This is a genomic window from Plantibacter sp. LMC-P-059a (assembly GCF_030209505.1).
Taxonomy (GTDB): Bacteria; Actinomycetota; Actinomycetes; order Actinomycetales; family Microbacteriaceae; genus Plantibacter.
The window spans coordinates 144,789-165,191 of the sequence record NZ_JARVRZ010000001.1; the positions used below are offsets into that span (position 1 = coordinate 144,789).

Annotated in this window: 21 protein-coding genes and 2 tRNA genes; 8 read left to right on the forward strand and 15 right to left on the reverse strand. The window is 69.6% G+C overall.

Annotated elements, in window-relative coordinates:
• Positions 1-38: 38 nt before the first annotated feature.
• From QRN27_RS00685 to QRN27_RS00700, 4 genes are all read left to right on the forward strand, one after another.
• Positions 39-962: an ACP S-malonyltransferase gene (locus QRN27_RS00685; RefSeq protein WP_285040314.1), complete on the forward strand. Its 924-nt coding sequence runs from the start codon at positions 39-41 to the stop codon at positions 960-962.
• Between the two features lie 19 nt (positions 963-981).
• Entirely contained in the window at positions 982-1,986 is a 1,005-nt protein-coding gene (locus QRN27_RS00690) for a beta-ketoacyl-ACP synthase III (protein ID WP_285040316.1), read from the forward strand.
• 59 nt (positions 1,987-2,045) lie between these two features.
• Positions 2,046-2,294, forward strand: a complete 249-nt coding sequence (locus tag QRN27_RS00695) for an acyl carrier protein (RefSeq protein ID WP_056006457.1) — start codon at positions 2,046-2,048, stop codon at positions 2,292-2,294.
• 140 nt (positions 2,295-2,434) lie between these two features.
• Positions 2,435-3,673, forward strand: coding sequence for a beta-ketoacyl-[acyl-carrier-protein] synthase family protein (locus QRN27_RS00700; protein ID WP_056006459.1), 1,239 nt, complete (start codon positions 2,435-2,437; stop codon positions 3,671-3,673).
• A gap of 186 nt (positions 3,674-3,859) precedes the next feature.
• Here the strand turns inward: QRN27_RS00700 and QRN27_RS00705 are convergent, their stop codons facing one another.
• Entirely contained in the window at positions 3,860-4,363 is a 504-nt protein-coding gene (locus tag QRN27_RS00705; RefSeq protein ID WP_194669835.1) for a DUF3145 domain-containing protein, read from the reverse strand.
• A gap of 215 nt (positions 4,364-4,578) precedes the next feature.
• Between QRN27_RS00705 and QRN27_RS00710 the strand changes: the two genes are divergently transcribed.
• Positions 4,579-5,481 (forward strand): ROK family protein, encoded by a 903-nt coding sequence (locus QRN27_RS00710; RefSeq protein WP_285040728.1) that lies wholly within the window; start codon positions 4,579-4,581, stop codon positions 5,479-5,481.
• Between the two features lie 128 nt (positions 5,482-5,609).
• On the opposite strand, the gene QRN27_RS00715 is transcribed toward QRN27_RS00710, so the two are convergent.
• The 3 genes from QRN27_RS00715 to QRN27_RS00725 all read right to left on the reverse strand — a co-directional run bounded on the left by QRN27_RS00715 (position 5,610) and on the right by QRN27_RS00725 (position 8,107).
• Positions 5,610-5,684: transfer RNA gene (locus tag QRN27_RS00715), tRNA-Ile, on the reverse strand.
• Positions 5,685-5,724: 40 nt separating this feature from the next.
• Positions 5,725-7,005: a glycosyltransferase gene (locus tag QRN27_RS00720; RefSeq protein ID WP_502929454.1), complete on the reverse strand. Its 1,281-nt coding sequence runs from the start codon at positions 7,003-7,005 to the stop codon at positions 5,725-5,727.
• Positions 7,006-7,126: 121 nt separating this feature from the next.
• On the reverse strand, positions 7,127-8,107 hold the full coding sequence (locus QRN27_RS00725; protein ID WP_285040319.1) for a DMT family transporter: 981 nt from the start codon (positions 8,105-8,107) through the stop codon (positions 7,127-7,129).
• A gap of 70 nt (positions 8,108-8,177) precedes the next feature.
• Between QRN27_RS00725 and def the strand changes: the two genes are divergently transcribed.
• Complete coding sequence (def, locus tag QRN27_RS00730; RefSeq protein WP_285040321.1) at positions 8,178-8,744, forward strand: peptide deformylase; 567 nt, start codon at positions 8,178-8,180, stop codon at positions 8,742-8,744.
• Positions 8,745-8,936: 192 nt separating this feature from the next.
• On the opposite strand, the gene QRN27_RS00735 is transcribed toward def, so the two are convergent.
• The 5 genes from QRN27_RS00735 to dusB form a co-directional block, all read right to left on the reverse strand.
• Positions 8,937-9,009, reverse strand: a tRNA-Asn gene (locus QRN27_RS00735).
• Between the two features lie 93 nt (positions 9,010-9,102).
• Positions 9,103-9,951 carry an ATP-binding cassette domain-containing protein gene (locus tag QRN27_RS00740; protein ID WP_056777873.1) on the reverse strand — a complete coding sequence of 283 codons (849 nt, stop codon included), beginning with the start codon at positions 9,949-9,951 and terminating at the stop codon, positions 9,103-9,105.
• A 102-nt stretch (positions 9,952-10,053) separates the two neighbouring features.
• Positions 10,054-11,916 carry a DNA primase gene (gene dnaG, locus QRN27_RS00745; RefSeq protein WP_285040323.1) on the reverse strand — a complete coding sequence of 621 codons (1,863 nt, stop codon included), beginning with the start codon at positions 11,914-11,916 and terminating at the stop codon, positions 10,054-10,056.
• A gap of 88 nt (positions 11,917-12,004) precedes the next feature.
• Positions 12,005-13,252, reverse strand: a complete 1,248-nt coding sequence (locus QRN27_RS00750; protein WP_285040324.1) for a deoxyguanosinetriphosphate triphosphohydrolase — start codon at positions 13,250-13,252, stop codon at positions 12,005-12,007.
• Between the two features lie 25 nt (positions 13,253-13,277).
• Positions 13,278-14,438: a tRNA dihydrouridine synthase DusB gene (gene dusB / locus QRN27_RS00755; protein WP_285040326.1), complete on the reverse strand. Its 1,161-nt coding sequence runs from the start codon at positions 14,436-14,438 to the stop codon at positions 13,278-13,280.
• Positions 14,439-14,489: 51 nt separating this feature from the next.
• Here dusB and QRN27_RS00760 point away from each other — a divergent pair, with 51 nt between their 5' ends.
• A complete protein-coding gene (locus QRN27_RS00760) occupies positions 14,490-15,008 on the forward strand; it encodes an aminoacyl-tRNA deacylase (RefSeq protein WP_285040328.1) in 519 nt (172 codons plus the stop codon).
• Here QRN27_RS00760 and QRN27_RS00765 read toward each other — a convergent pair.
• From QRN27_RS00765 to recO, 4 genes are read right to left on the reverse strand one after another with little or no spacing between them, the layout of a single operon-like run.
• Entirely contained in the window at positions 14,999-15,148 is a 150-nt protein-coding gene (locus tag QRN27_RS00765; RefSeq protein WP_285040330.1) for a hypothetical protein, read from the reverse strand. The genes QRN27_RS00760 and QRN27_RS00765 overlap by 10 nt on opposite strands.
• Positions 15,145-15,825, reverse strand: coding sequence for a DsbA family oxidoreductase (locus QRN27_RS00770; protein ID WP_285040332.1), 681 nt, complete (start codon positions 15,823-15,825; stop codon positions 15,145-15,147). Before QRN27_RS00770 ends, QRN27_RS00765 begins: the two co-directional genes overlap by 4 nt.
• Before the next feature lie 28 nt (positions 15,826-15,853).
• Positions 15,854-16,675 carry an isoprenyl transferase gene (locus QRN27_RS00775; protein ID WP_285040334.1) on the reverse strand — a complete coding sequence of 274 codons (822 nt, stop codon included), beginning with the start codon at positions 16,673-16,675 and terminating at the stop codon, positions 15,854-15,856.
• On the reverse strand, positions 16,672-17,409 hold the full coding sequence (recO, locus tag QRN27_RS00780) for a DNA repair protein RecO (protein WP_194669825.1): 738 nt from the start codon (positions 17,407-17,409) through the stop codon (positions 16,672-16,674). The genes QRN27_RS00775 and recO overlap by 4 nt, the downstream gene beginning before the upstream one ends.
• Positions 17,410-17,492: 83 nt before the next feature.
• On the opposite strand from recO, the gene QRN27_RS00785 reads away from it, so the two are divergent.
• Complete coding sequence (locus tag QRN27_RS00785; protein WP_056006494.1) at positions 17,493-18,161, forward strand: trimeric intracellular cation channel family protein; 669 nt, start codon at positions 17,493-17,495, stop codon at positions 18,159-18,161.
• A 7-nt stretch (positions 18,162-18,168) separates the two neighbouring features.
• On the opposite strand, the gene QRN27_RS00790 is transcribed toward QRN27_RS00785, so the two are convergent.
• Together QRN27_RS00790 and QRN27_RS00795 are read right to left on the reverse strand one after the other, a co-directional pair.
• A complete protein-coding gene (locus QRN27_RS00790) occupies positions 18,169-19,581 on the reverse strand; it encodes an ABC transporter permease (protein WP_285040336.1) in 1,413 nt (470 codons plus the stop codon).
• Positions 19,578-20,336: an ABC transporter ATP-binding protein gene (locus QRN27_RS00795; RefSeq protein WP_285040339.1), complete on the reverse strand. Its 759-nt coding sequence runs from the start codon at positions 20,334-20,336 to the stop codon at positions 19,578-19,580. Before QRN27_RS00795 ends, QRN27_RS00790 begins: the two co-directional genes overlap by 4 nt.
• Positions 20,337-20,403: the final 67 nt, after the last annotated feature.

A 20,403-nucleotide genomic window follows, 5' to 3' on the forward strand; every position in this document is an offset into this window, starting at 1 on the left:
TCCACTGCTGAGGCTCGTTCCATTGGCAGACTGGACCGGTGATCGTCATCGCCTGCCCTGGACAGGGCTCCCAGACCCCCGGCTTCCTCGACCCCTGGTTGCAGGACGCCTCCGCGAGGGAAGCGCTCGGCCGCTTCTCCGACGAAGCCGGACTCGACCTCGTCAAGCACGGCACCGTCTCCGACGCCGACACCATCCGTGACACCGCCGTCGCGCAGCCGCTCATCGTCTCCGCCGGCATCGTCGCGCTCGACGCGCTCCGCAAGGCACTCCCCGCAGACGCGGCACCGTTCGGCGGCATCGCCGGTCACTCCGTCGGCGAGATCACCGCGGCCTACGGCGCTGGCATCCTGTCCGACAGCGACGCCATGAGCTTCGTGAGCGAGCGCGCCGTCGCCATGGCCGAAGCCGCAGCGATCACGCCCACGGGTATGAGCGCGGTGCTGGGTGGCGACCAGGACGCGGTCGTCCAGCACGTCCGTTCCTTCGGCCTCGAGCCGGCCAACTACAACGGTGGTGGCCAGATCGTCGTGGCCGGGGCCCACGACGCACTGGCACGCCTCGCCGACGAACCGCTCAAGGGCACCCGGGTGATCCCCCTGCAGGTCGCCGGGGCGTTCCACACGAGCTACATGCAGTCGGCCCGCGACTGGCTGGCCGGCGCGAGCCGCACGGTCGAACCACAGGACCCGTCGCTGCGGATCTGGACGAACCACGACGGTTCCGAGGTCACCTCGGGTGCCGCGTTCTTCGACCTCCTCATCGGCCAGGTCGCCTCCCCGGTACGCTGGGACCTGTGCATGGACGCGTTCAGCGCCGCAGGGATCACCGGACTCGTCGAGCTCGCCCCCGCCGGGGCGCTCACCGGACTCGCACGTCGCGGCCTCAAGGGCGTGCCGACCGTCGCCATCAAGACTCCCGACGACCTGCCGGCAGCCCTCGACCTCATCGCCCAGCAGTAGCGCAGACGGAGAACCAGCAATGACCACCCCCACCCTCAAGCAGTCGCGCGGTCCCGAGTTCACCCGGATCCTCGGTCTCGGCGCCGCCCGCGGCGACCTCAGCGTCCCGAACGACGACCTCGTCGGTCCGATCAACTCCTCCGACGAGTGGATCCAGCAGCGCACCGGCATCGTCACCCGCACCCGGGCCTCGGCCGATGTCAGCGCCGTCGACCTCGCCGCCGAAGCCGGCGCCGAAGCGATCCAGGCAGCCGGCATCGCGCCAGAGCAGATCGACCTCGTCCTCATCGCGACGATCAGCAACGTGCAGCAGTCCCCGTCGATGGCCGCAGTCGTCGCCGACCGCGTCGGTGCGAACCCGGCCGCGGCCTACGATCTCAACGCCGCCTGCGCCGGCTACGCCTACGCGATCGCCCAGGCCGACGCTCTCATCCGCTCGGGGGCGGCGCACTACGCGCTCGTCATCGGTGCAGAGAAGCTCTCCGACATCGTCGACCCGACCGACCGCTCCATCTCGTTCCTCCTCGGTGACGGCGCGGGTGCCGCGGTCGTCGGCCCGAGCGACTTCCCCGGCATCTCCCCCACGGTGTGGGGTTCCGACGGCTCGAAGGCCGATGCGGTCGGCATGAGCGGCACCCTCACCGAGTTCCGCGACGGCACCGCCGCCTGGCCGACGCTGCGACAGGAGGGCCAGACGGTCTTCCGCTGGGCGGTCTGGGAGATGGCCAAGGTCGCCAAGCAGGCGCTTGAGGTCGCCGGTGTCGAGGCGTCCGACCTGTCGGCATTCATCCCCCACCAAGCCAACATGCGCATCGTCGACGAGTTCGCCAAGCAGCTGAAGCTGCCGGAGAGCGTCGTCATCGCCCGCGACATCGAGACCACCGGCAACACCTCGGCGGCGTCCATCCCCCTCGCCACCCACCGGCTCCTCCAGGGCCACCCCGAGCTCAGTGGCGGTCTCGCCCTGCAGATCGGGTTCGGAGCCGGACTCGTCTTCGGCGCCCAGGTCGTCGTCCTGCCGTAGCAGGACGCCCGACGCGACTACACTCGACTACGGTCAAACCTCACCCAAGGAGTAGAACAATGGCATTGTCCACCGAAGAAGTCCTCGCCGGCCTGGCCGAGCTCATCAACGACGAGACCGGCATCGCGACCGACACCGTCGAGCTGGACAAGTCCTTCACCGACGACCTCGACATCGACTCGATCTCCATGATGACCATCGTCGTCAACGCGGAGGAGAAGTTCGACGTGAAGATCCCGGACGAAGAAGTCAAGAACCTGAAGACCGTCGGCGACGCCGTCGACTTCATCGTCAAGGCTCAGGGCTAGTCCCAGCGCAGTGCTGAAGGGTCGGCCGGCATCTGGCCGACCGGCCCTTCAGCGTTCGAGACGGCTGCTCCGTCCGAACACGGACTCGACCGCCGCAGGGTTCGGGATCCCCTCGTCATCTCCACAGAAGGTTTGACTCAATGACCACCAAACGCATCGTCATCACCGGCATCGGTGCCACCACCCCGCTCGGTGGCAACGCCACCGACTCCTGGGACAACCTCCTCGCAGGCAAGAGCGGTGCGAGCCGTCTCGAGCAGCCGTGGGCCGAGGAACTCGAACTGCCGGTGCGCTTCGCCGCGCAGGCCGCCGTCCCCACCGCGGACGTCCTCGACCGCCGCGAGGTCAAGCGACTCGACCCGTCGAGCCAGTTCGCGCTCATCGCCGCTCGCGAGGCCTGGCAGGACGCCGGAGCGCCCGAGGTCGACCCCGAGCGACTCCTCGTCGACTGGGCCACCGGCATCGGTGGCGTCTGGACGCTCCTCGACGCCTGGGACACCCTGCGCGAGAAGGGCCCGCGCCGGGTCCTCCCGATGACGGTCCCGATGCTCATGCCGAACGGCCCGGCGGCAGCGATCGGCATGGACCTCGGCGCCCGCGGCGGAGAGCGGACCGTCGTCTCGGCCTGCGCCTCCAGCACCGAGTCCCTGGCCAACGCCTACGACCACCTCCAGGCCGGCCTGGCGGACATCGTCGTCGCCGGCGGGTCCGAGGCAGCGATCCACCCGCTCCCCCTCGCCTCCTTCGCCGCCATGCAGGCGCTGTCGAAGCGGAACGACGACCCCGCCATCGCCTCGCGTCCCTACGACGTCGACCGCGACGGCTTCGTCCTCGGCGAGGGCGCAGCCGCCCTCATCGTCGAGACCGAGGAGCACGCCAAGGCCCGTGGTGCCCGCATCTACGCCGAGCTCCTCGGCGGGGCGGTCACGAGCGACGCGTACCACATCACCGCTCCCGACCCCGAGGGGTCCGCTGCTGCCCGCGCGATGCGCGCCGCCGTGGAGAACGGTGGAGCGTCGCTCGACGAGGTGGTGCACGTCAACGCGCACGCCACGAGCACGCCGGTCGGCGACATCGCCGAGTACAACGCGCTCCGTCGCGTCTTCGGAGCCCAACTCGACCAGATCGCCGTGACCGCCACCAAGGCCTCCACCGGACACCTGCTCGGCGGTGCCGGCGCGATCGAGGCGGCGTACACGGCCCTGGCCCTGCACCACCGGGTCATCCCGCCGACCATCAACCTCGACAACCAGGACCCGGAGATCCCGCTCGACGTCGTGACGTCTCCGCGCGAACTCGGCTCGGGTGACCTCCTGGCGATCAGCAACTCCTTCGGCTTCGGCGGGCACAACGCCGTCGTCGCCTTCCGGAGCTACTAGCCGACGACGACGAAGGGCCGTGGTGCACTGCACCACGGCCCTCCGTCGTTCCGTGAGCAGGGTGCCTCGTTTCGTCACCTCGTGTCTGCCGGGACGGATCACCGACCTCGCACGGTCCACGCCACGGGGACACCCTGTCGTCAGTGTTGAATTGTCTGCGCGGCGTCGCCGCGCAGGTGGGCCGGTTCAGCCCACGTTGTGCAGCCAGATGACGGAGGATCCGTCGCCGGCGTGGCGGAAGGGCTCGAGTTCGTCGTCCCACGGCTGGCCGAGGGCGACGCGGAGCTCCCGCTGCAATTCCGATGCGTTCCCCGACGCGACCTCCATCGCGTAGCGGATGCGGTCCTCCGGCACGACCACGTTGCCGATGCTGTCGGTCTGCGCGTAGAAGATGCCGAGATCGGGGGTGTGCATCCAGCGCGCGCCGTCGAAGCCTTGGGCGGGGTCTTCACTCACCTCGTAGCGGAGGTGCTCCCAGCCGCGCAGCGCGGATGCGAGAGCGGCACCGGTTCCGTGCGGGCCCTCCCAGAAGACCTCGGCGCGCTGGGCTCCACGGAGGATCGGCTGATCTTCCCAGTCGAAGCTGATGGCACGACCAAGAGCGCGACCTGCCGCCCATTCGAGGTGCGGGCAGAGCGCGCGAGGCGACGAGTGCACGAACAGCACACCCTTCGTCATCGGTGTCGACATGGTTCCTCCACTGCGTCCGGGTGCGTCTTCCCCAACGACCCATGCAGTGTGATCCGTGTCGGTGTCCGGCGGACCGGACCTCCGTGTATGCAGTTGTTCGGCTCTCGCCGATACGAGCATTATGCCCCAAGACCTGGAGAAATGACAAGCGTGTCGTTCCCAGTACGCTGGTTCCGGAGCGGAGTCGGCGCGCGCCGGACCAGGATGGAGCGGTGATGCACGAGGCCCTCGCGATCGACATCGGCGGGACAAAGGTCGAAGCGGCGGTGGTCGACACCGACGGCCGGATCGTGCCTGGCACCCGGTTCCGTGGGGCGACCGGTCCACTCGCGACACGCGCAGACCTCGAGGCGACGATCATCGCGACCGCTGGGCAGAGCGTGGCCGCGCACGGAGGATCCGTGTCCGGGATCGGCATCGGCTCCGCGGGGCCGATCGGCACGACCGACGGCACCATCTCGCCGATCAACCTGCCGCGGCTGGCGGCCTTCCGGGTGGTCGAGGCCGTTCGCCGATTCACGACCGGCGCGGTGGAGCTCCGCCTCGACGGCACCTGCATCGCCCTGGCCGAGCACTGGCAGGGCGCCCTCCGCGGCACCGAGAACGGCATGGGCATCGTGGTCTCGACCGGCATCGGAGGTGGGATCATCCTCGGATCGCGGCTCATCGCCGGTGCCTCCGGCAACGCCGGGCACCTCGGCCAGATGCAGCTCCGTCGTCGGGAGCCGGATGCGACCGGCGCACCGTGGACACTCGAAGGCATCGCGTCCGGCACGGCGACGGTCGCTTGGGCGCGCGCCCAAGGGTGGACCGGATCGACCGGTGAGGAGCTCGGCGCCGACGCGGCCGCGGGATCGGACATCGCGGTCCGGGCGATCCGCCGCTCGGCGGAAGCGGTGGGCGAAGCGCTCTGCAGCATCACCACGCTGCTCGACCTGGAGCGCGTCGCCGTCGGCGGCGGGTTCTCCCGCGTCTCCCCCGACTACCTCGACCTCGTCCAGGCGTCGGCGACCGCGTCGGCACTGCACGACTATGCCCGGAACCTCCGCGTCGTCCGGTCCGGACTCGACGCCGACGGTCCCCTGATCGGTGCCGCCGCCCTCGTCCTCAGACCCTGAGCCGCTTGGACCTGGTCCTCGAACTCATCCTCCCCGGCCCTCGAGCGCATTCCCACGGTCCCTGAGCCTGTCGAAGGGCACCCTCCGACAGACCCCGGACCGAGCAGCGCTCAGCGACCGATTCACGGTAGGGCGGGTGGGACTTGAACCCACGCATCGTTCGGTTATGAGCCGAATGCCTTCACCAGCTTGGCTACCGCCCCGTGCGGAACCCAGTGTACCGAGAGACCGGGGCGGCGGGCTTCAGTCCTGGGCGTCTTCGCGCTCGGCGCCGGCGGTGTGACGCTCGGTGGTGGGATCGACGATCTGCTCACCGCGGTACAGGGCCTCGAAGGTGTCGAGGGTGCGTTCGATGTCGTGTGCGGAGACGAGCTCGAGCGAGGCGTCCTGCATCCGGCGGTACTCCTCGTCCGATGCACGAAGTACCGTCGTCAGTCGCTCCGCCAGCTGGTCGACGTTACCGGGCTCGAACAGGTAACCGTTGACCTGGTCGTGCACGAGGTGCGGCAGCGCCATCGCGTCCGCCGCGACGACGGGCAAGCCGGAAGCCATGGCCTCCATCGTCGCGATGCTCTGCAGCTCCGCGATGGACGGCATCGCGAAGACCGTCGCGTTGGTGTACGCGCGCTTCACGTCGTCGTCGGACACCTTGCCGAGGAACCGGACGCGATCGCCGAGACCGAGCTGCTGCGTCAGCTGCTCGAGGTTCTTCGCCTGGTCACCGCCGCCGATCACGTCGACGAAGGCGTCGAGTTCCTTCGGGATCTTCGTGAGCGCCCGAAGGAGCACGTCGATCTGCTTCTCGCTCGTGATACGGCCGACGAAGAGGATGGTGTTGCGCTTTCGCGGTTCGAACGACGGCGTGTACTGCCCCGCCTCGATGCCGCAGGAGATCGCGTGCACCCCGGTGAGCCCGCTGAACTGTTCGAGGAAGTCGGCCGCCTTGCGGGTCGGCGTCGTCACTGCGAAGGCACGGTCGAACACGCGACGAGCGGCAGCCCACTGCGTGCGGATGAGCCACTCCTGGGTGCGCTCGGGGATGACGGTGAAGTCGAGGATGTTGTCGGGCATGATGTGGTTGGTCGCCACCATGCGGATCCCGCGCTGTTCCGCCTCGATCGACAGGCCGCGACCCACGACGACGTGCGACTGCAGGTGCACCACGTCCGGCTTCACCCGGTCGAGGATCTTCCGGGCGTTCCGTCGCGAGGTCCACGGCATCGCGAAGCGCAGCCAGTCGTGCGGGTACCAGCGGAGGCTGAAGAGCCGGTGCGCGGTCATCGTCTGACCCTCGTGGGTCTCCTTCCACGTGCCGAACCGGCGCGAACCGGCGGGGGCGACGATGTGGACGTCGTGCCCACGGCGGACGAGACCGGCGGCGAGCCGCTCGGCGAAGCGTGCCGCGCCGTTGACGTCGGGCGAGAAGGTGTCGGCTCCGATGACGACCTTCAACGGCCGCCGGGTGTCGGAGGGCGTCGTCGCGTCGGACGTCGTCACGAGGTGCTGGTCGTCTGGAGAAGTCAAGGTGTCGGTGATTCCTCTGTGCTTGGCCAGTGGTGTGCGGGGCGCGGGCGGTGCTCACGACCCGGTTGCGGCGCGGAACGCCATGGCCCAGCATACCTGCCGCCTGTTCCGCCTCCGGGGCTCAGGCTGGCGCGTCGCCGGTCGCGAGCGCCTTCGCTGCGGCTGCCGCGGCCGGCGTCTGGCTGACCTGCGGGTGGTGGCGGGCCAGCTGGAACACGCCCCAGACGGCGATCGCGCCGGCCACGACGAAGCCGAACCCGGCCCAGAACGGGGCGTTGCTCGCCTCCCCCAACACGATGATGCCGATGCCCACGGCGATCATCGGGTCGATCACGGTGAGCCCGGCGATGACGAGGTCGGGCGGGCCCGAGGAGTACGCGGTCTGCACGAAGTACCCGCCGAGCGCACTGGCTGCGGCGAGGCCCAGCCCGCAGAGGACTGTGAGCCAGTCGAACTCGCCCTGCTGCAGGCGGCCGATGATGACCTTCGCGAGGGTCGCGACGAACCCGTAGAGCACGCCGGTCCCGACGATGTAGAAGATGGCGGTGAAGCGGGTGCGGAACAGCACGAAGCCGAGACCGAAGGCGAGCAACACCACGCCCAGCATGACGAGGATAGTGATGAGTTCGGACTCCGTGATCCGATGCTCGCCGGTGAAGATCGCCGCGATGGTGACGAACAGTCCGACACCGCCGACGCAGGCGACGATCGCGACCACGGAGCGGCGGTTCAGCCGCACCCCGCTGATGCGGCTGTTGACGACCGCCGTGATCACGAGGGCGACCGCCCCGAGCGGTTGGACGAGCGTGATCGGTGCGAGCGACAGGCTCCCGAGCTGCAGCACGATCGCGAGCCCGAGCATGACGGTCCCGGTCACCCACGAGGGTCGGCCGAGGAGCGCGAGGAGCTGGGCCAGGTTGAGACCGGAGGTGGCGTCGGTGCCGCTCGACGACTCGACCTTGGCGACGCCCCGGTGCTGGAGCTGCGCGCCGAGGGAGAGGAAGACGGCTCCCAAGAGGGCGAAGGGGATGCCGAGCAACTGGGAGGGGTTGCGGGTGAAGTCGTCCGCGAGGTCGGCGATGTCGATGGCGGAAGAGAACACGCGTCGAGGTTACCCCGTCGTTCCGCCGATCCCGGCGCGGCTGGCCGAGCCCAGCGGATAGGCTCGAGCAATGGCAATTCTCGAGATCTGCGTGACCGGCGACCCGGTTCTCCACACCGCCGCCCGGCCGGTCATCGCCGTGGACGACGAGCTGCGTCAGCTCGTCTCCGACATGTACGAGACGATGGATCTGGCACCCGGGGTGGGGCTCGCAGCGCCGCAGGTCGGCGTGCCACTGCGGCTCTTCGTCTACAGCTACGAGGACGACGACGGCCTCCCCTGGCGTGGCGTGGCGATCAACCCGGTGCTGTGGATCAGTCCCCCACCGATCGGTGAACTCGACGAGGAGGAGGAATCGGAGGGGTGCCTCTCGGTTCCGGGCGAGCGCCACCCGCTCAGACGGTCGGAGGCGGCGATGCTCATCGGCACCGACCTGGAGGGCGAGCCGGTCGAGTTGCGCGTCGTCGGGTGGCGCGCACGCATCCTGCAGCATGAGTTCGACCACCTCAACGGGATCCTCTACGTCGACCGGCTGGAGCTCCCGCACTCGCGGCGCGCGGCGAAGGCCATCCGGAAGTCCGGTTGGGGCGTGCCCGGCATCACCTGGCTCCCGGGACGCGACGACCTCGAGGGCTGAGCGGGGTTCCTCCGGCGGCACGGGCTCTTCCCGGGGCCTGGCGCTTCCGACGACACCCCCCGGGCATGCAACGAGGCCCGAAGAGTGGAGTCTTCGGGCCTCGTTTTCAAGTGTACGGCGTCGGAGCGGATTCGTGAAACCGCCCACAACGACGCATCCCCCGGTCCTGACGGACCGGGGGATGCAGTGCAGCTCCTCGAGTTGGACTCGAACCAACAACCTATCGATTAACAGTCGATTGCTCTGCCAATTGAGCTATCGAGGAATACGAGCTCCGACTGGCCGGGGATTCCGGCCCCTGCGTTGCAGCGCGTATCTACTGTAGCAAAGGATTCGTAGACTCCAAATCGACACGCGATCAATCGATGCCGACGGCCTCGGGAGTCTCGTACTGGGTCTCGGTGCCGCCCGACTGGGCGAGCGCAGCGAGGAAATCGTGCGGCGGATCGGCGAGCATGGCGTCGATCGGTCCGTAGCCCACCACCCGCGACTGGTGCAGCGCGAGCACGTCGTCCGTGAGCTCCCGCAGCATGGCGAGGTCGTGCGTCACGACGATGACGGTGCCGCCGTCCTGCCGGAAGCCGTTGAGCAACTCGGTCACCGTGTGTCGCACGGTGATGTCGATGCCGGCGGTGGGTTCGTCGGCGATGAAGAGTCGCGGGCCGAGCACGAGCGCCCGCGCGATCGCGATCCGCTGGCGCTGCCCGCCGCTCAGCTCGTACGGGTACTTGTCGAGACTCGAGAGCGGCATCTGTACGGCGTCCAGGAGCGTGGCCACCCGGACCCCGAGCGCCTGCTCGCTGAACTTCTTGTCGCGCGCGAGGACGGGCTCGGAGATGAGTTCCGTGACGGTGAGCTCGGGCTTCAGGTGAGCGCCCGCCTCCTGCTCGAGCAGCGAGACCTCGAAGGTGAGCTTCGTGAGCTCGCGGCGTCCGACCTTGCGCATCGACCGGCCGAGGGTCGTCGCATCTCCGCCGGAGACGAACGGGCGCGAGTCTCCACCGGTGAGGTGCCGACCGGAGAGGACCCGGAGCAGCGTGCTCTTCCCTGAACCCGAACTGCCGATCACCCCGAGGGACCCGCCGACGGGCAGTTCGAAGCTGATGCCGTCCAGTGCCCGATTGCTCGGGCTGACGCCGTGGGCTGCGTAGTCGACGCTCAGATCACTCGTCCGGACAGCCGGTCCGTCCTGCTCTGGGTGCTTCATGAGACCTCTCCTGCCGGTGCACGGGGCGCCACCGGATCGCCATCGAGTGTATCCGGCCATCCCATCGCGTCCACGTGCCACGCTCGACGGCTGAACCCCGGGTCAGGCTTCGGCGCGCAACGCCCGACGCTCCGCCTCGACGGCCGCGAGCCGCCGGGTGATCTCGCGGTGGGCCTCGTCGCGCGGGTCGGTGCGTCGGAGCGAACCGAGCAGCGCGGCCTTCTGTCCGAGCAGATCGCGGTCGATCAGCGCCCGAGCGATGTCGCGGACGTAGCTCGGGAGTTTCTCCTCGTTCGTCTCGGGGAGCGGGGACACGCCGAGTTCGCGCACCAAGCCGTCGAAGCCCGGCGGGACCTGGGCGATGACGGTCTCGAGCCAGGCGTTCGAGCCGAGCTGGTCGAGACTCACGCTCATCGCATCGCGGACCACGGCCAGGGAACTGTTGGCGACGGAGCTCTGCACGGCCCGCTCGAGCATGGGTCGCTCGAGGTGCTGCGGCAACTGCAGGATGGCCCGGAGCGCGTCCTGTTCGAGGCGCGTCGACGGGTCTTTCGGCAGATCGGCGAGCGATGCCTGACGCTCACGCGGCGGCGCTGCAGCGGGATCGCCCGGACCCTGCTGCCTGGCGTCGCGCGAGGCCGACGAGGCGTTGCCCACCGCCCCTCGCACCGCGCGCGCCACCTCGTCGAGCTCCATGCCGAGCTGCTTCGCGAGCACGCGCGTGTACCCGGGCCTAAGCGAGGGGTCGCGGATGTCGGCGACGACCGGTGCGGCCGCACGGAGGGCACCGACGCGACCTTCGACCGTCTCGAGGTCGAACCCGGCGAGCGTGCGCCGGATGATGAACTCGAACATGGGCTCGCGTCCGTCGACGAGCTTCCGGATGGCGCCGTCGCCGCGGTTGAGCCGGAGGTCGCACGGGTCCAGCCCGTCCGCGGACACCGCGACGTACGTCTGGGCCGCGAACCGTTTCTCCTCGCCGAACGCGCGGATGGCCGCCTTCTGGCCAGCCTCGTCCGGGTCGAAGGTGAAGATGACCTCGCCGGTCGCCGAGTCGTCCCCCATCACCCGTCGGATCATCTTGATGTGATCGACGCCGAAGGAGGTCCCACAGGTCGCCACCGCGGTCGTCTCACCGGCCAGGTGGCACGCCATCACATCGGTGTAGCCCTCGACGACGACCACGCGCTTGCCCCGGGAGATGTCGCGCTTGGCGAGGTCGAGCCCGTACAGGACCTGGGCCTTGTGGTAGATCGCGGTCTCGGGGGTGTTCAGATACTTCGGGCCCTTGTCGTCCTCGCGGAGGCGTCGCGCGCCGAATCCGAGCACCTGGCCGGTCGTGTCGCGGATGGGCCAGATCAGCCGGCCACGGAACCGGTCGTACGCGCCCCGGTCGCCGCTCGACACGAGTCCGGCGGCGAGCATCTCCTCGTCGGTGAACCCGCGCGCACGCATGGCCTTCATCAGGTGGTCCCAGCCTGCGGGAGCGAAGCCGATGCCGAAGTGGTCGGCCGCGGCCGCGTCGAACCCGCGTTCCCCGAGGAACCGGCGCCCGAGGTCCGCGTCGCCGTCGTGGAGCTGTTGTTGGAAGAACTCGGCCGCCGCCTGGTTGGCCGCGAACAGCCTGGCGCGGTTGCCGTGGTCGACCTTGCCGCCGCCTTCCTCGTAGCTGAGTGGGTAGCCGATCCGTTGCGCGAGCCGCTCCACCGACTCCGCGAACGTCACGTGGTCCATCTTCTGCAGGAAGCTGTAGACGTCGCCGCTCTCGCCGCAGCCGAAGCAGTGGTATAGGCCGACCGTCGGGCGCACGTGGAAGCTCGGGCTGCGCTCGTCGTGGAAGGGGCAGAGCCCCTTCAGCGAGCCGACACCGGCGGACTTCAGCGAGACGTAGTCACCGACGACATCGCCGATGTTCGTGCGGGCTTTGACCTCTTCAACATCGCTCTGTCGAATCCGTCCGGCCATGCTTCGATCCTAGTCTCGTGCGTCTCTGGTCCCTCCCTGACGACGGTCTCCTGACGGAGGCGGTCACCGGGGGCGGTGGGGAGCGGGGTCAGGCGCCGGTGTGACGCTCGTGCCAGGACAGCGCGCTCTGGTCCGTCAAGCTCGCGATCTGGTCGACGACGACGCGTCGGCGCTCGTCGTCCGATCCGGCTGCACGCCAGTCGGCGGCGAACCCCACGTCCAGTGCCGACTCCCCCGACGCGTACACCGCGTCGGAGAGCTCGACGAGGATCTCCCGCTGCCGCACGTAGAGCGGTTGACGCGAGTCGCTGTACATCACGAACGCCGCGACGATCCCCTTGAGCAGGGCGATCTCCGCCTGGATGCCGTGCGGCACCACCACGTCCGCGCCGAATCGCACGAGGCTGGCCTGCGGGAAGGCCTCCCTGGTCGCCGCCGTCGCCGCACCGGCGAACCGGCCGATCATCTGGCTGGTGAAGTTCTTCAGACGCCCCAGATCCCGACGGGAACCGTCCCACGCCGTGATCCAGGTGTGCGACGACTGCAGCCGGTCGAAGGCCGCGGCGAGGTCGTCGTGGGTGAAGTCGTCTCCCGCCCACGAGAGCGCGGTGCCGATGAGGCCGTCGTGACCGGCGCGCGCGTTCAGGAAGGCCGGGTCGATGTACTCCCCCACGACGGCGTCCTCGAAGTCGTGCACGGAGTAGGCGATGTCGTCGGCGAGGTCCATGACCTGGGCCTCGACGCACCGGACCCGCTCGGGGGCTCCGGCACGCAACCATCGGAAGGCCGCCGAGTCCTCGTCGAAGAACCCGAACTTGGCGCGGCCCCCCGGGTCCGGGATCGACTGCGCCGCCGGCCACGGGTACTTGCAGCTGGCGTCGAGGCTCGCGCGGGTGAGGTTCAGCCCGTACGGCTCCCCGTCCGGCCCGAAGACCTTGGACTCGAGGCGGGTGAGGATGCGCAGGGTCTGCGCGTTGCCCTCGAAACCGCCGATGCCCGCCGACCAGTCGTTCAGCGCCCGCTCGCCGTTGTGGCCGAAGGGCGGGTGGCCGAGGTCGTGTGCGAGGCACGCCGTGTCGACGACGTCCGGAGCGAGGTCGAGACTGGCCGCGAGCTCACGCCCGACCTGCGCCACCTCGAGGGAGTGCGTCAGGCGGTTGCGCGCGAAGTCCACGCCGCTCGTCGGGCTGAGGACCTGGGTCTTCGCCGCCAGACGGCGGAGCGCGCTCGAGTGCAGCAGACGCGCCCGGTCGCGGGCGAAGTCGGAGCGTCGGGTGGAGTGGTGCTCGGGGAGCCAGCGCTCTTCGTCGTGCAGGGTGTAGCCGTCCTGGTCCATGGACGTTCTCCCCTGCTCGGTGGTGCTATCCGCCACTGTGGTCCAGTTCCGCGCCCGCGATCTCGGTCTGCTCGTCGGCGCCGAGCGACTGCGAGTCGAGCCAGCCGTAGGGCAACGCCGGTCGTTTCGGCGTGCCGGCTCGTCCGCGCTGCCCCTCGGCGGCGGCGCCCGGGTATGGAGCCGTCCAGTCGAGGGTCGCCAGGAGCTCGTCGAGCTGCTCGAGTGACTCCACCGTGGCGAGACTGGCCCGCAGGTCGCCACCGACGGGGTAGCCCTTGAAGTACCACGCGACGTGCTTGCGGATGTCGCGGCACCCGCGTTCCTCGCTCTCGAAGAACTCGGCCAGCAGTTCGGCATGACGCCGGAACGCGGCAGCGACGTCGCCGAGGGACGGCTCCGCCTTCGTGCCCTCGCCGGCGAACGCCGAGCTGAGGTCGCCGAAGAGCCAGGGGCGCCCGAGGCAGCCACGGCCCACGACGACGCCGTCGCAGCCGGTCTCGTCGACCATCCTGAGGGCGCCCTCGCCTGACCAGATGTCGCCGTTCCCGAGCACCGGCACCGAGGTGACCGTCTCCTTGAGCTTGGTGATCGCCGTCCAATCGGCGTGCCCGGAGTAGAACTCGGCCGCCGTCCTGGCGTGCAGGGCGATCGAGGCGACACCGGCGCCCTCGGCGATCCGGCCGGCCTCGAGGTAGGTGAGGTGGTCGGAGTCGATGCCCTTGCGCATCTTGATCGTCAGCGGGACGTCACCAGCGGCGCGCACGGCGCCCTCGACGATGTCGCGGAACAGACCGGTCTTCCACGGCAACGCCGCGCCACCGCCCTTACGGGTCACCTTCGGGACCGGGCAGCCGAAGTTGAGGTCGATGTGATCGGCCCGGTCCTCGGCGACGAGCATGGTGACGGCCTCGGCGACCGTCTTCGGGTCCACCCCGTACAACTGGATCGAGCGCAGCGTCTCGCTCTCGTGGTGCTGGATGAGCCGCATCGTCTCGGGCGTGCGTTCGACGAGCGCCCTGGAGGTGATCATCTCGCTCACGTACAAGCCGGCGCCGTACTCACGGCAGAGGCGGCGGAACGCGGTGTTGGTGATCCCGGCCATGGGCGCGAGCACGACCGGCGAGTCGAGCACGATGGGCCCGATCGCGAGGCTCGGGCGCTGCGGGAGCGTGGTAGGAAGAGACATCACCCTCGATTCTCCCAGATGATCGGCGCTTCGGCGCCCAGTGAGGACCACATGTCAGACGCCGCCACGCCAGCCGTTCCAGAACCCGTCGGCCGCGAACGCGTCGCGGCTGCGGCGGCCTCCCTCGGCATCGACGTCGAGCTGGTCCAGCGCCCGCCCGCGCGCAGTCTGCACGAGGCTGCGGAACTCCTCGGGATCGACCCGGCCGAGATCGTCAAGACGATCGTCGTGAAGCGTCGCAGCGGCGACTACCTCTTCGCGCTCGTCCCAGGCGGGCGCAAGATCTCGTGGCCGCCCTTCCGCACCTTGCTGGGCGTCAACAAGCTCGCGATGCCCGACGCGGAGACGGCGTTCCGCGCGACCGGCTACGAGCGCGGCACGATCACCGTCCTCGGCGCGACGAGCGCACTGCCTGTCTACGCCGACGAACGGATCCTCAGCCGCGGCGGCAGAATCTCGATCGGGGCCGGCGAGCACGGTTGGAGCGCGTTCGTCGACGCAGCGGCCTACCTCGCCGCGATCGGGGCCGTCACGGCCGACCTCACGGAACCGGAGGACCCTCAGTCCTGAGCCGCAGCGCCCGTCGGGACGAGGCAGCTGTCGCCCTCGCAGACGACGGCGTCCGCGCCGAGGAGCCGCAGCGGCGGTCTGGTCGTCGCGCTCTGGGTGCTCGTCGTCGGCTCGGCGGGTGCGGTGGCTTCGGACGTCATGCCTGCACCGGCTCGGTGCTCGCGCGTTCCGTCCAGACCTGCTCGAGCACCTGCGCGAACGCTGCGGGCTCCTGTGCACCGGAGACGCCGTATGCACCGTCGATGACGAAGAACGGGACACCCTGGATGCCGTAGCTCTGAGCGGTCGCCTGGTCCTCACGGACCGCCTGCGTGTACCGACCGGACTCGAGCGCCGACACGACGGCCGCACGATCGAGTCCCACCTCGGCGGCGAGGTCGGCGAGGTCCTCGACCCGTCCGACGTGGCGGCCCTCGGTGAAGTAGGCCTTGAGGAGACGCTCGGTCATCTGCAGCTGCTTGCCCTCGGCCTTGGCGAAGTGGAGCAGCTCGTGCGCCTTCACCGTGTTGGTGTGCTGGAGGATGCCGAAGTCGTACGCGAGGCCGGTCTCGGCGGCGATGCCCGTCACGCGATCGAGCATCTGCTGGACCTGATCGGCCGGCATCCCCTTGTGCTTGACGAGGAAGTCGATCTCCGTCCCGTCGAAGTCGACCGGGGTGTCGGGTGCGAGCTCGAAGGAGTGGTACTCGACCTCCACCTCGCGTCCGTCGCCGAGCTGCGCGAACTCCGCCGAACCGCGCTCGAACTTGCGCTTGCCGATGTAGCACCACGGGCACGCGATGTCGGACCAGATGTCGATCTTGATGGGTTCGCTCATGTCAGGGCCAACCACGGAGGACCGCCGGTCATTCCCCCGCCGACTCGGCGGCGTCGGGGACGTCTCGTGCGCCGCCGAAGCGCCGATCGCGTCCGGCGTACCGCTCCACGGCGTCCCACAGCTGACGCCGACCGAAGTCGGGCCAGAGGGTGTCGAGGAAGACCATCTCCGCGTAGGCGGACTGCCACAGCTGGAAGTTGCTCGTGCGCTGCTCCCCCGAGCTTCGCACGAAGAGGTCGACGTCGGGGAGGTCGGGCAGGTACAGCCGACTCTGGATGAGCCGTTCCGACACCGCGGACGGCTTGAGCCGCCCGGCGGCCACGTCGTCGGCGATGGTGCGCACCGCGTCGACGATCTCGTTGCGCCCGCCGTAGTTGACGCACATGGTGAGGGTCAGGCGGTCGTTGTCGCGGGTGAGTTGCTCAGCCGTCTGCAGTTCCTTGATGACCGACGCCCAGAGGCGTGGTCGGCGGCCGGACCAGCGGACGCGGACGCCCCACTCGTTGAGCTGGTCGCGCCGGCGGTGCAGCACCTCACGGTTGAACCCCATGAGGAAGCGGACCTCGTCGGGCGAGCGCTTCCAGTTCTCGGTCGAGAACGCGTAGACCGACAGGTGCTTGATGCCGAGCTGCAGTGCACCGGCGACGACGTCCAGGAGCGCGGCTTCGCCGGCCTTGTGCCCCTCGACCCTGGTGAGCCCTCGTCGATTCGCCCACCGGCCGTTGCCGTCCATGACGATGGCGACGTGCGCCGGCACCTCGCCCCGCTTGAACTCCGGCGGATACTCCCCCGTCCAGTCGATCGGTTTGAAGGGCACCGCATCGCGGTGGGTGTAGGGCTTCGGGGTCACCCGCGGCTCCGATCCTGTTCGAGGTGCGCGAGCGACCGCAGCCCGCGCTCCAGATGCCATTGCGCGTAGGCCGCGGTGAACCCGCTCGCCCGCGAAGCCGTCTGTTCGGCCGCCGCCTCCGCGTACTCCCAGTCGCCCGACAGCAGGGCACCGAGGAGCGAGAGGGTCTCGGCGTCGAGCCGGGGGCTCCCCGACGGCGCACAGTCGTCGCAGACGACGCCGCCCAATTGCACGACCACGTGCGAGTAGTCGCCCTCCGTGCCGCAACGTGAGCAGGCGCCGAAGCTCGGTGCCCACCCCGCGAGCGAGAACGCGCGCAACAGGTACGAGTCGAGGGTGAGCCGCGGACCGTGCTCGTGCTTCGAGAGCGAGCGCAGCGCGCCGACGAGGAGCAGGTACTGCTGGAGGGAGCCCTCCGACTCCGTCAGCCGGTCGGCCGCCTCGACCATCGCGCTCGCGGCGGTGTAGCTGCCGTAGTCGGCGCTGATCTCGGCCCCGTAGGAGCCGAGCGACTCGGCCTGGGTGATGGTGTCGAGGCTACGGCCCTCGTAGAACTGGACGTCGGCGACCATGAACGGCTCGAGGCGGGAGCCGAACTTCGACCCGGTGCGACGGACACCCTTGGCGACCGCCCGGATCTTGCCCCTCGTGCGTGAGAGCATGGTGACGATGCGATCGGCCTCGCCGAGCTTGTGGGTCCGCAACACCACCACTTCGTCTCGATATACCGGCACGCATCGATTATCCCGCTTCGCACCGACATCGTGCCCCGGGAACCGCCGTCCGGGATCGAAGGAGCGCCGCGAGAGATGCAACCGTGAACGAGGTCCTCTTCGTCGTCCCACTCTGGGTCGACCTCTCGGCGGTCGCGATCGGCGCCGTCCAGGGCGCGATGTTCGCGGCCAGGTTCCAGGATCGTCAGCTCGACTGGCTCGGCGTCGCGATCATCGGCGTCGTCGTCGGGCTCGGCGGCGGTCTCATCCGCGACATCCTGCTCGGACAGGTCCCGGCGTCGCTGCAGAACAACTGGTACCTCCCCGTCGCCTCAGGGGCGGCCCTGCTCGGCATGCTCCTCCTCAGGACGGTCACACGGCTCGGACCGGTCATCATCGGACTCGACGCCCTGACGATCGGCATGTTCGGGGCGATCGGTTCCACGAAGGCACTCGCGGCGGGCCTCCCGGTCATCCCGGCCATCTTCGTCGGCACCGTGTCGGCCGTCGGCGGGTCGGTGCTCCGGGACGTCATGCTCGGCGTCCCCGTCGCGCTCATGCACGTCGGATCGCTGTACGCCGTCGCCGCCGCGGTCGGGACGGCCCTGCTCGTCCTCGCCGTCACGTTCGGCGCTCCGCTCGGGATCGCCGCGATCGTGGGCGTCTCGTCGACCGCGGTGATCCGGCTCCTGGCGGTGCGCTTCGGATGGACGCTACCCGAGCAGCGCCAGATCGGCGGATGGCGGATCTGGCGCCGCTCGACGCGAGGCTGACCGGGGCTCAGTCGACCGCGAGTGCGGCGACCGGGGCGATGCGGGTCGCCCGTCGTGAGGGAGCCACCGACGCCGCAGCGGTGAGCAGCGCGGCGAGCACCACGATCACGAGCACGATGCCCCAGGGGATGACCGGCACGATCAGTCCCGGCGATCCGTTGATCGCGCCGAACATCGACTGCGCCCCCGCCCATCCGTAGAAGGTGCCGAGTACGAGTCCGACAGCCACGGCGGCGATCGTCAGTTGGGCCGACTCGATGACGATCATCCGGCGGATCTGTCGGGCGGAGAACCCGAGCGCCCGCAGCAGCCCGAGTTCCCGGGTGCGCTGCAGCACGCTGAGGGACAGGTTGTTCACCATGCCGACGGCGGCGATGAGCGCACTCAGCCCGATGAGGGCCGAGAACACGGCGACGGTGGTCGCGACAACGGCCTGGGTCCCCTCGTAGACGTCCGGCTGCATCGCCTGCGCGTTCATGACGAACTCCTGGAAGTTCGCCGCCGCGACGGCGAACATCGTCACGAGGGTGACACCGATCACGAGACCGATCGTGGTGCGGGAACTGCGCTCCGGGTAGCGGACGGCGTTCTCGGCCGCGAGCCTGGCCGTGGCGGATCCGCCGAACAGCCGGCCGACGAGGCGCAGCGCCGGCGGCATCACGAGGTGCGCGCCGAGGATGAGGCCTGAGAAGGACACGATCCCGCCGACGATGCCGATGAGCACCCCGAGCGGCGACACGAGCCCCACGCCCACCCCGGCGAGGAGGAGCAGGACACCGACGACGAACAGGCCGATCGCGACCGCGTTCCGAGCGGGTCGTGCGACGGTTTCCTCCCGGCTCAGCTCCTGGGATCCCCCGATCGCCTGCATGGGCGTGACCGACAGGACCCGACGGGCGCCGATCCACGATGCGAGCCAGGTCGTCAGGACGACGGCGGCGACCGGGAGGAGGACCGCCGGCTCGACGATCGGGTACGGCAGCTCCGGCAACACACCGGTGGCCACGCCGACGCGGACGAGTCCGAAGGCGGCGAGAAGGCCGACGACGAGGCCGGCCCCACCGCCGAGCAGACCGACGACGACCCCTTCCCGCGCGACGGCGCGACGCTGCGACCTCGCGGTCGATCCGATGAGCCGGAGGAGCGCGATCGTCCTCGTCCGGCCGGCGACGATGGTCGCGAAGGTGTTGGCCGTGACGATCGCCCCCACGTACACCGCGAGCGACACGAAGACGGCTGCGGCCAGCACGAGCATGATCACGACGGTCCCGCTGGACCCCGTGACGTCGTCCGCGAGGATGAACGTCGACATGATGCTGGTGACCATCAGCAGCAGGACGCCGAACGACGCGCTCAGCGTCGCGACGAGCAGGCTCGCCCGATGTTCGCTCGCTCGTGGGCCGAGCGCCGAGCCGCTCACGCCGCACGCTCCATTCCGAGCATCAGTGCGGAGATCTGCTCGGGCGTCGACCGCGGACGGTCGTCGACGACCTTGCCGTCGGCGAGGAACACGATCCGGTCCGCATAGCTCGCGGCGATGGGGTCGTGGGTGACCATCGCGATGCTCTGCCCGTACTCCGTGCTCGCGGCTGCGAGGAGCGCCAACACGCTCCGGCCGGTACGTGAGTCGAGGTTGCCGGTCGGCTCGTCGGCGAAGAGCAACTCGGGCCGGGTCGCCAGGGCACGTGCGATCGCGACCCGCTGCTGCTGGCCGCCCGAGAGCTCATGAGGCCGGTGCCCCAGCCGCGACGCGAGTCCGAGCGTGCTCACGAGGACGTCGATCCAGCTCTGCTCCTCGCCCGTCGGTCGTCTGGCGTCGAGCTCGAACGGCAGCCGGATGTTCGCCGCGACGTCGAGGGTCGGGACGAGGTTGAACGCCTGGAAGACGAACCCCACCCGACGCCGGCGCAGGATCGTGAGCTGCCCGTCGTCGAGGTCGGTGATGTCTTGGTCGCCGAGCCGGACACGGCCCTCGGTGGCCTGATCGAGTCCGGCCATGATGTGCATGAGCGTCGACTTGCCTGATCCGCTCGGCCCCATAATGGCCGTGAACCGACCGCGCTGGATCTCGAGGTCGACGCCGTCGAGCGCGATCACCTGGTTGCCCGACGGGCCGTAGCTCTTGCGCAGTCCGCGGACGCTGGCGACGACGGCTGGTTGTGTTGAATTCTCCATGCTTCGACGCTACGGAGGGCTCCCCCTCGTCCGCGTCGTGCGCCCGAGCGATCCCCCTACATCGGAC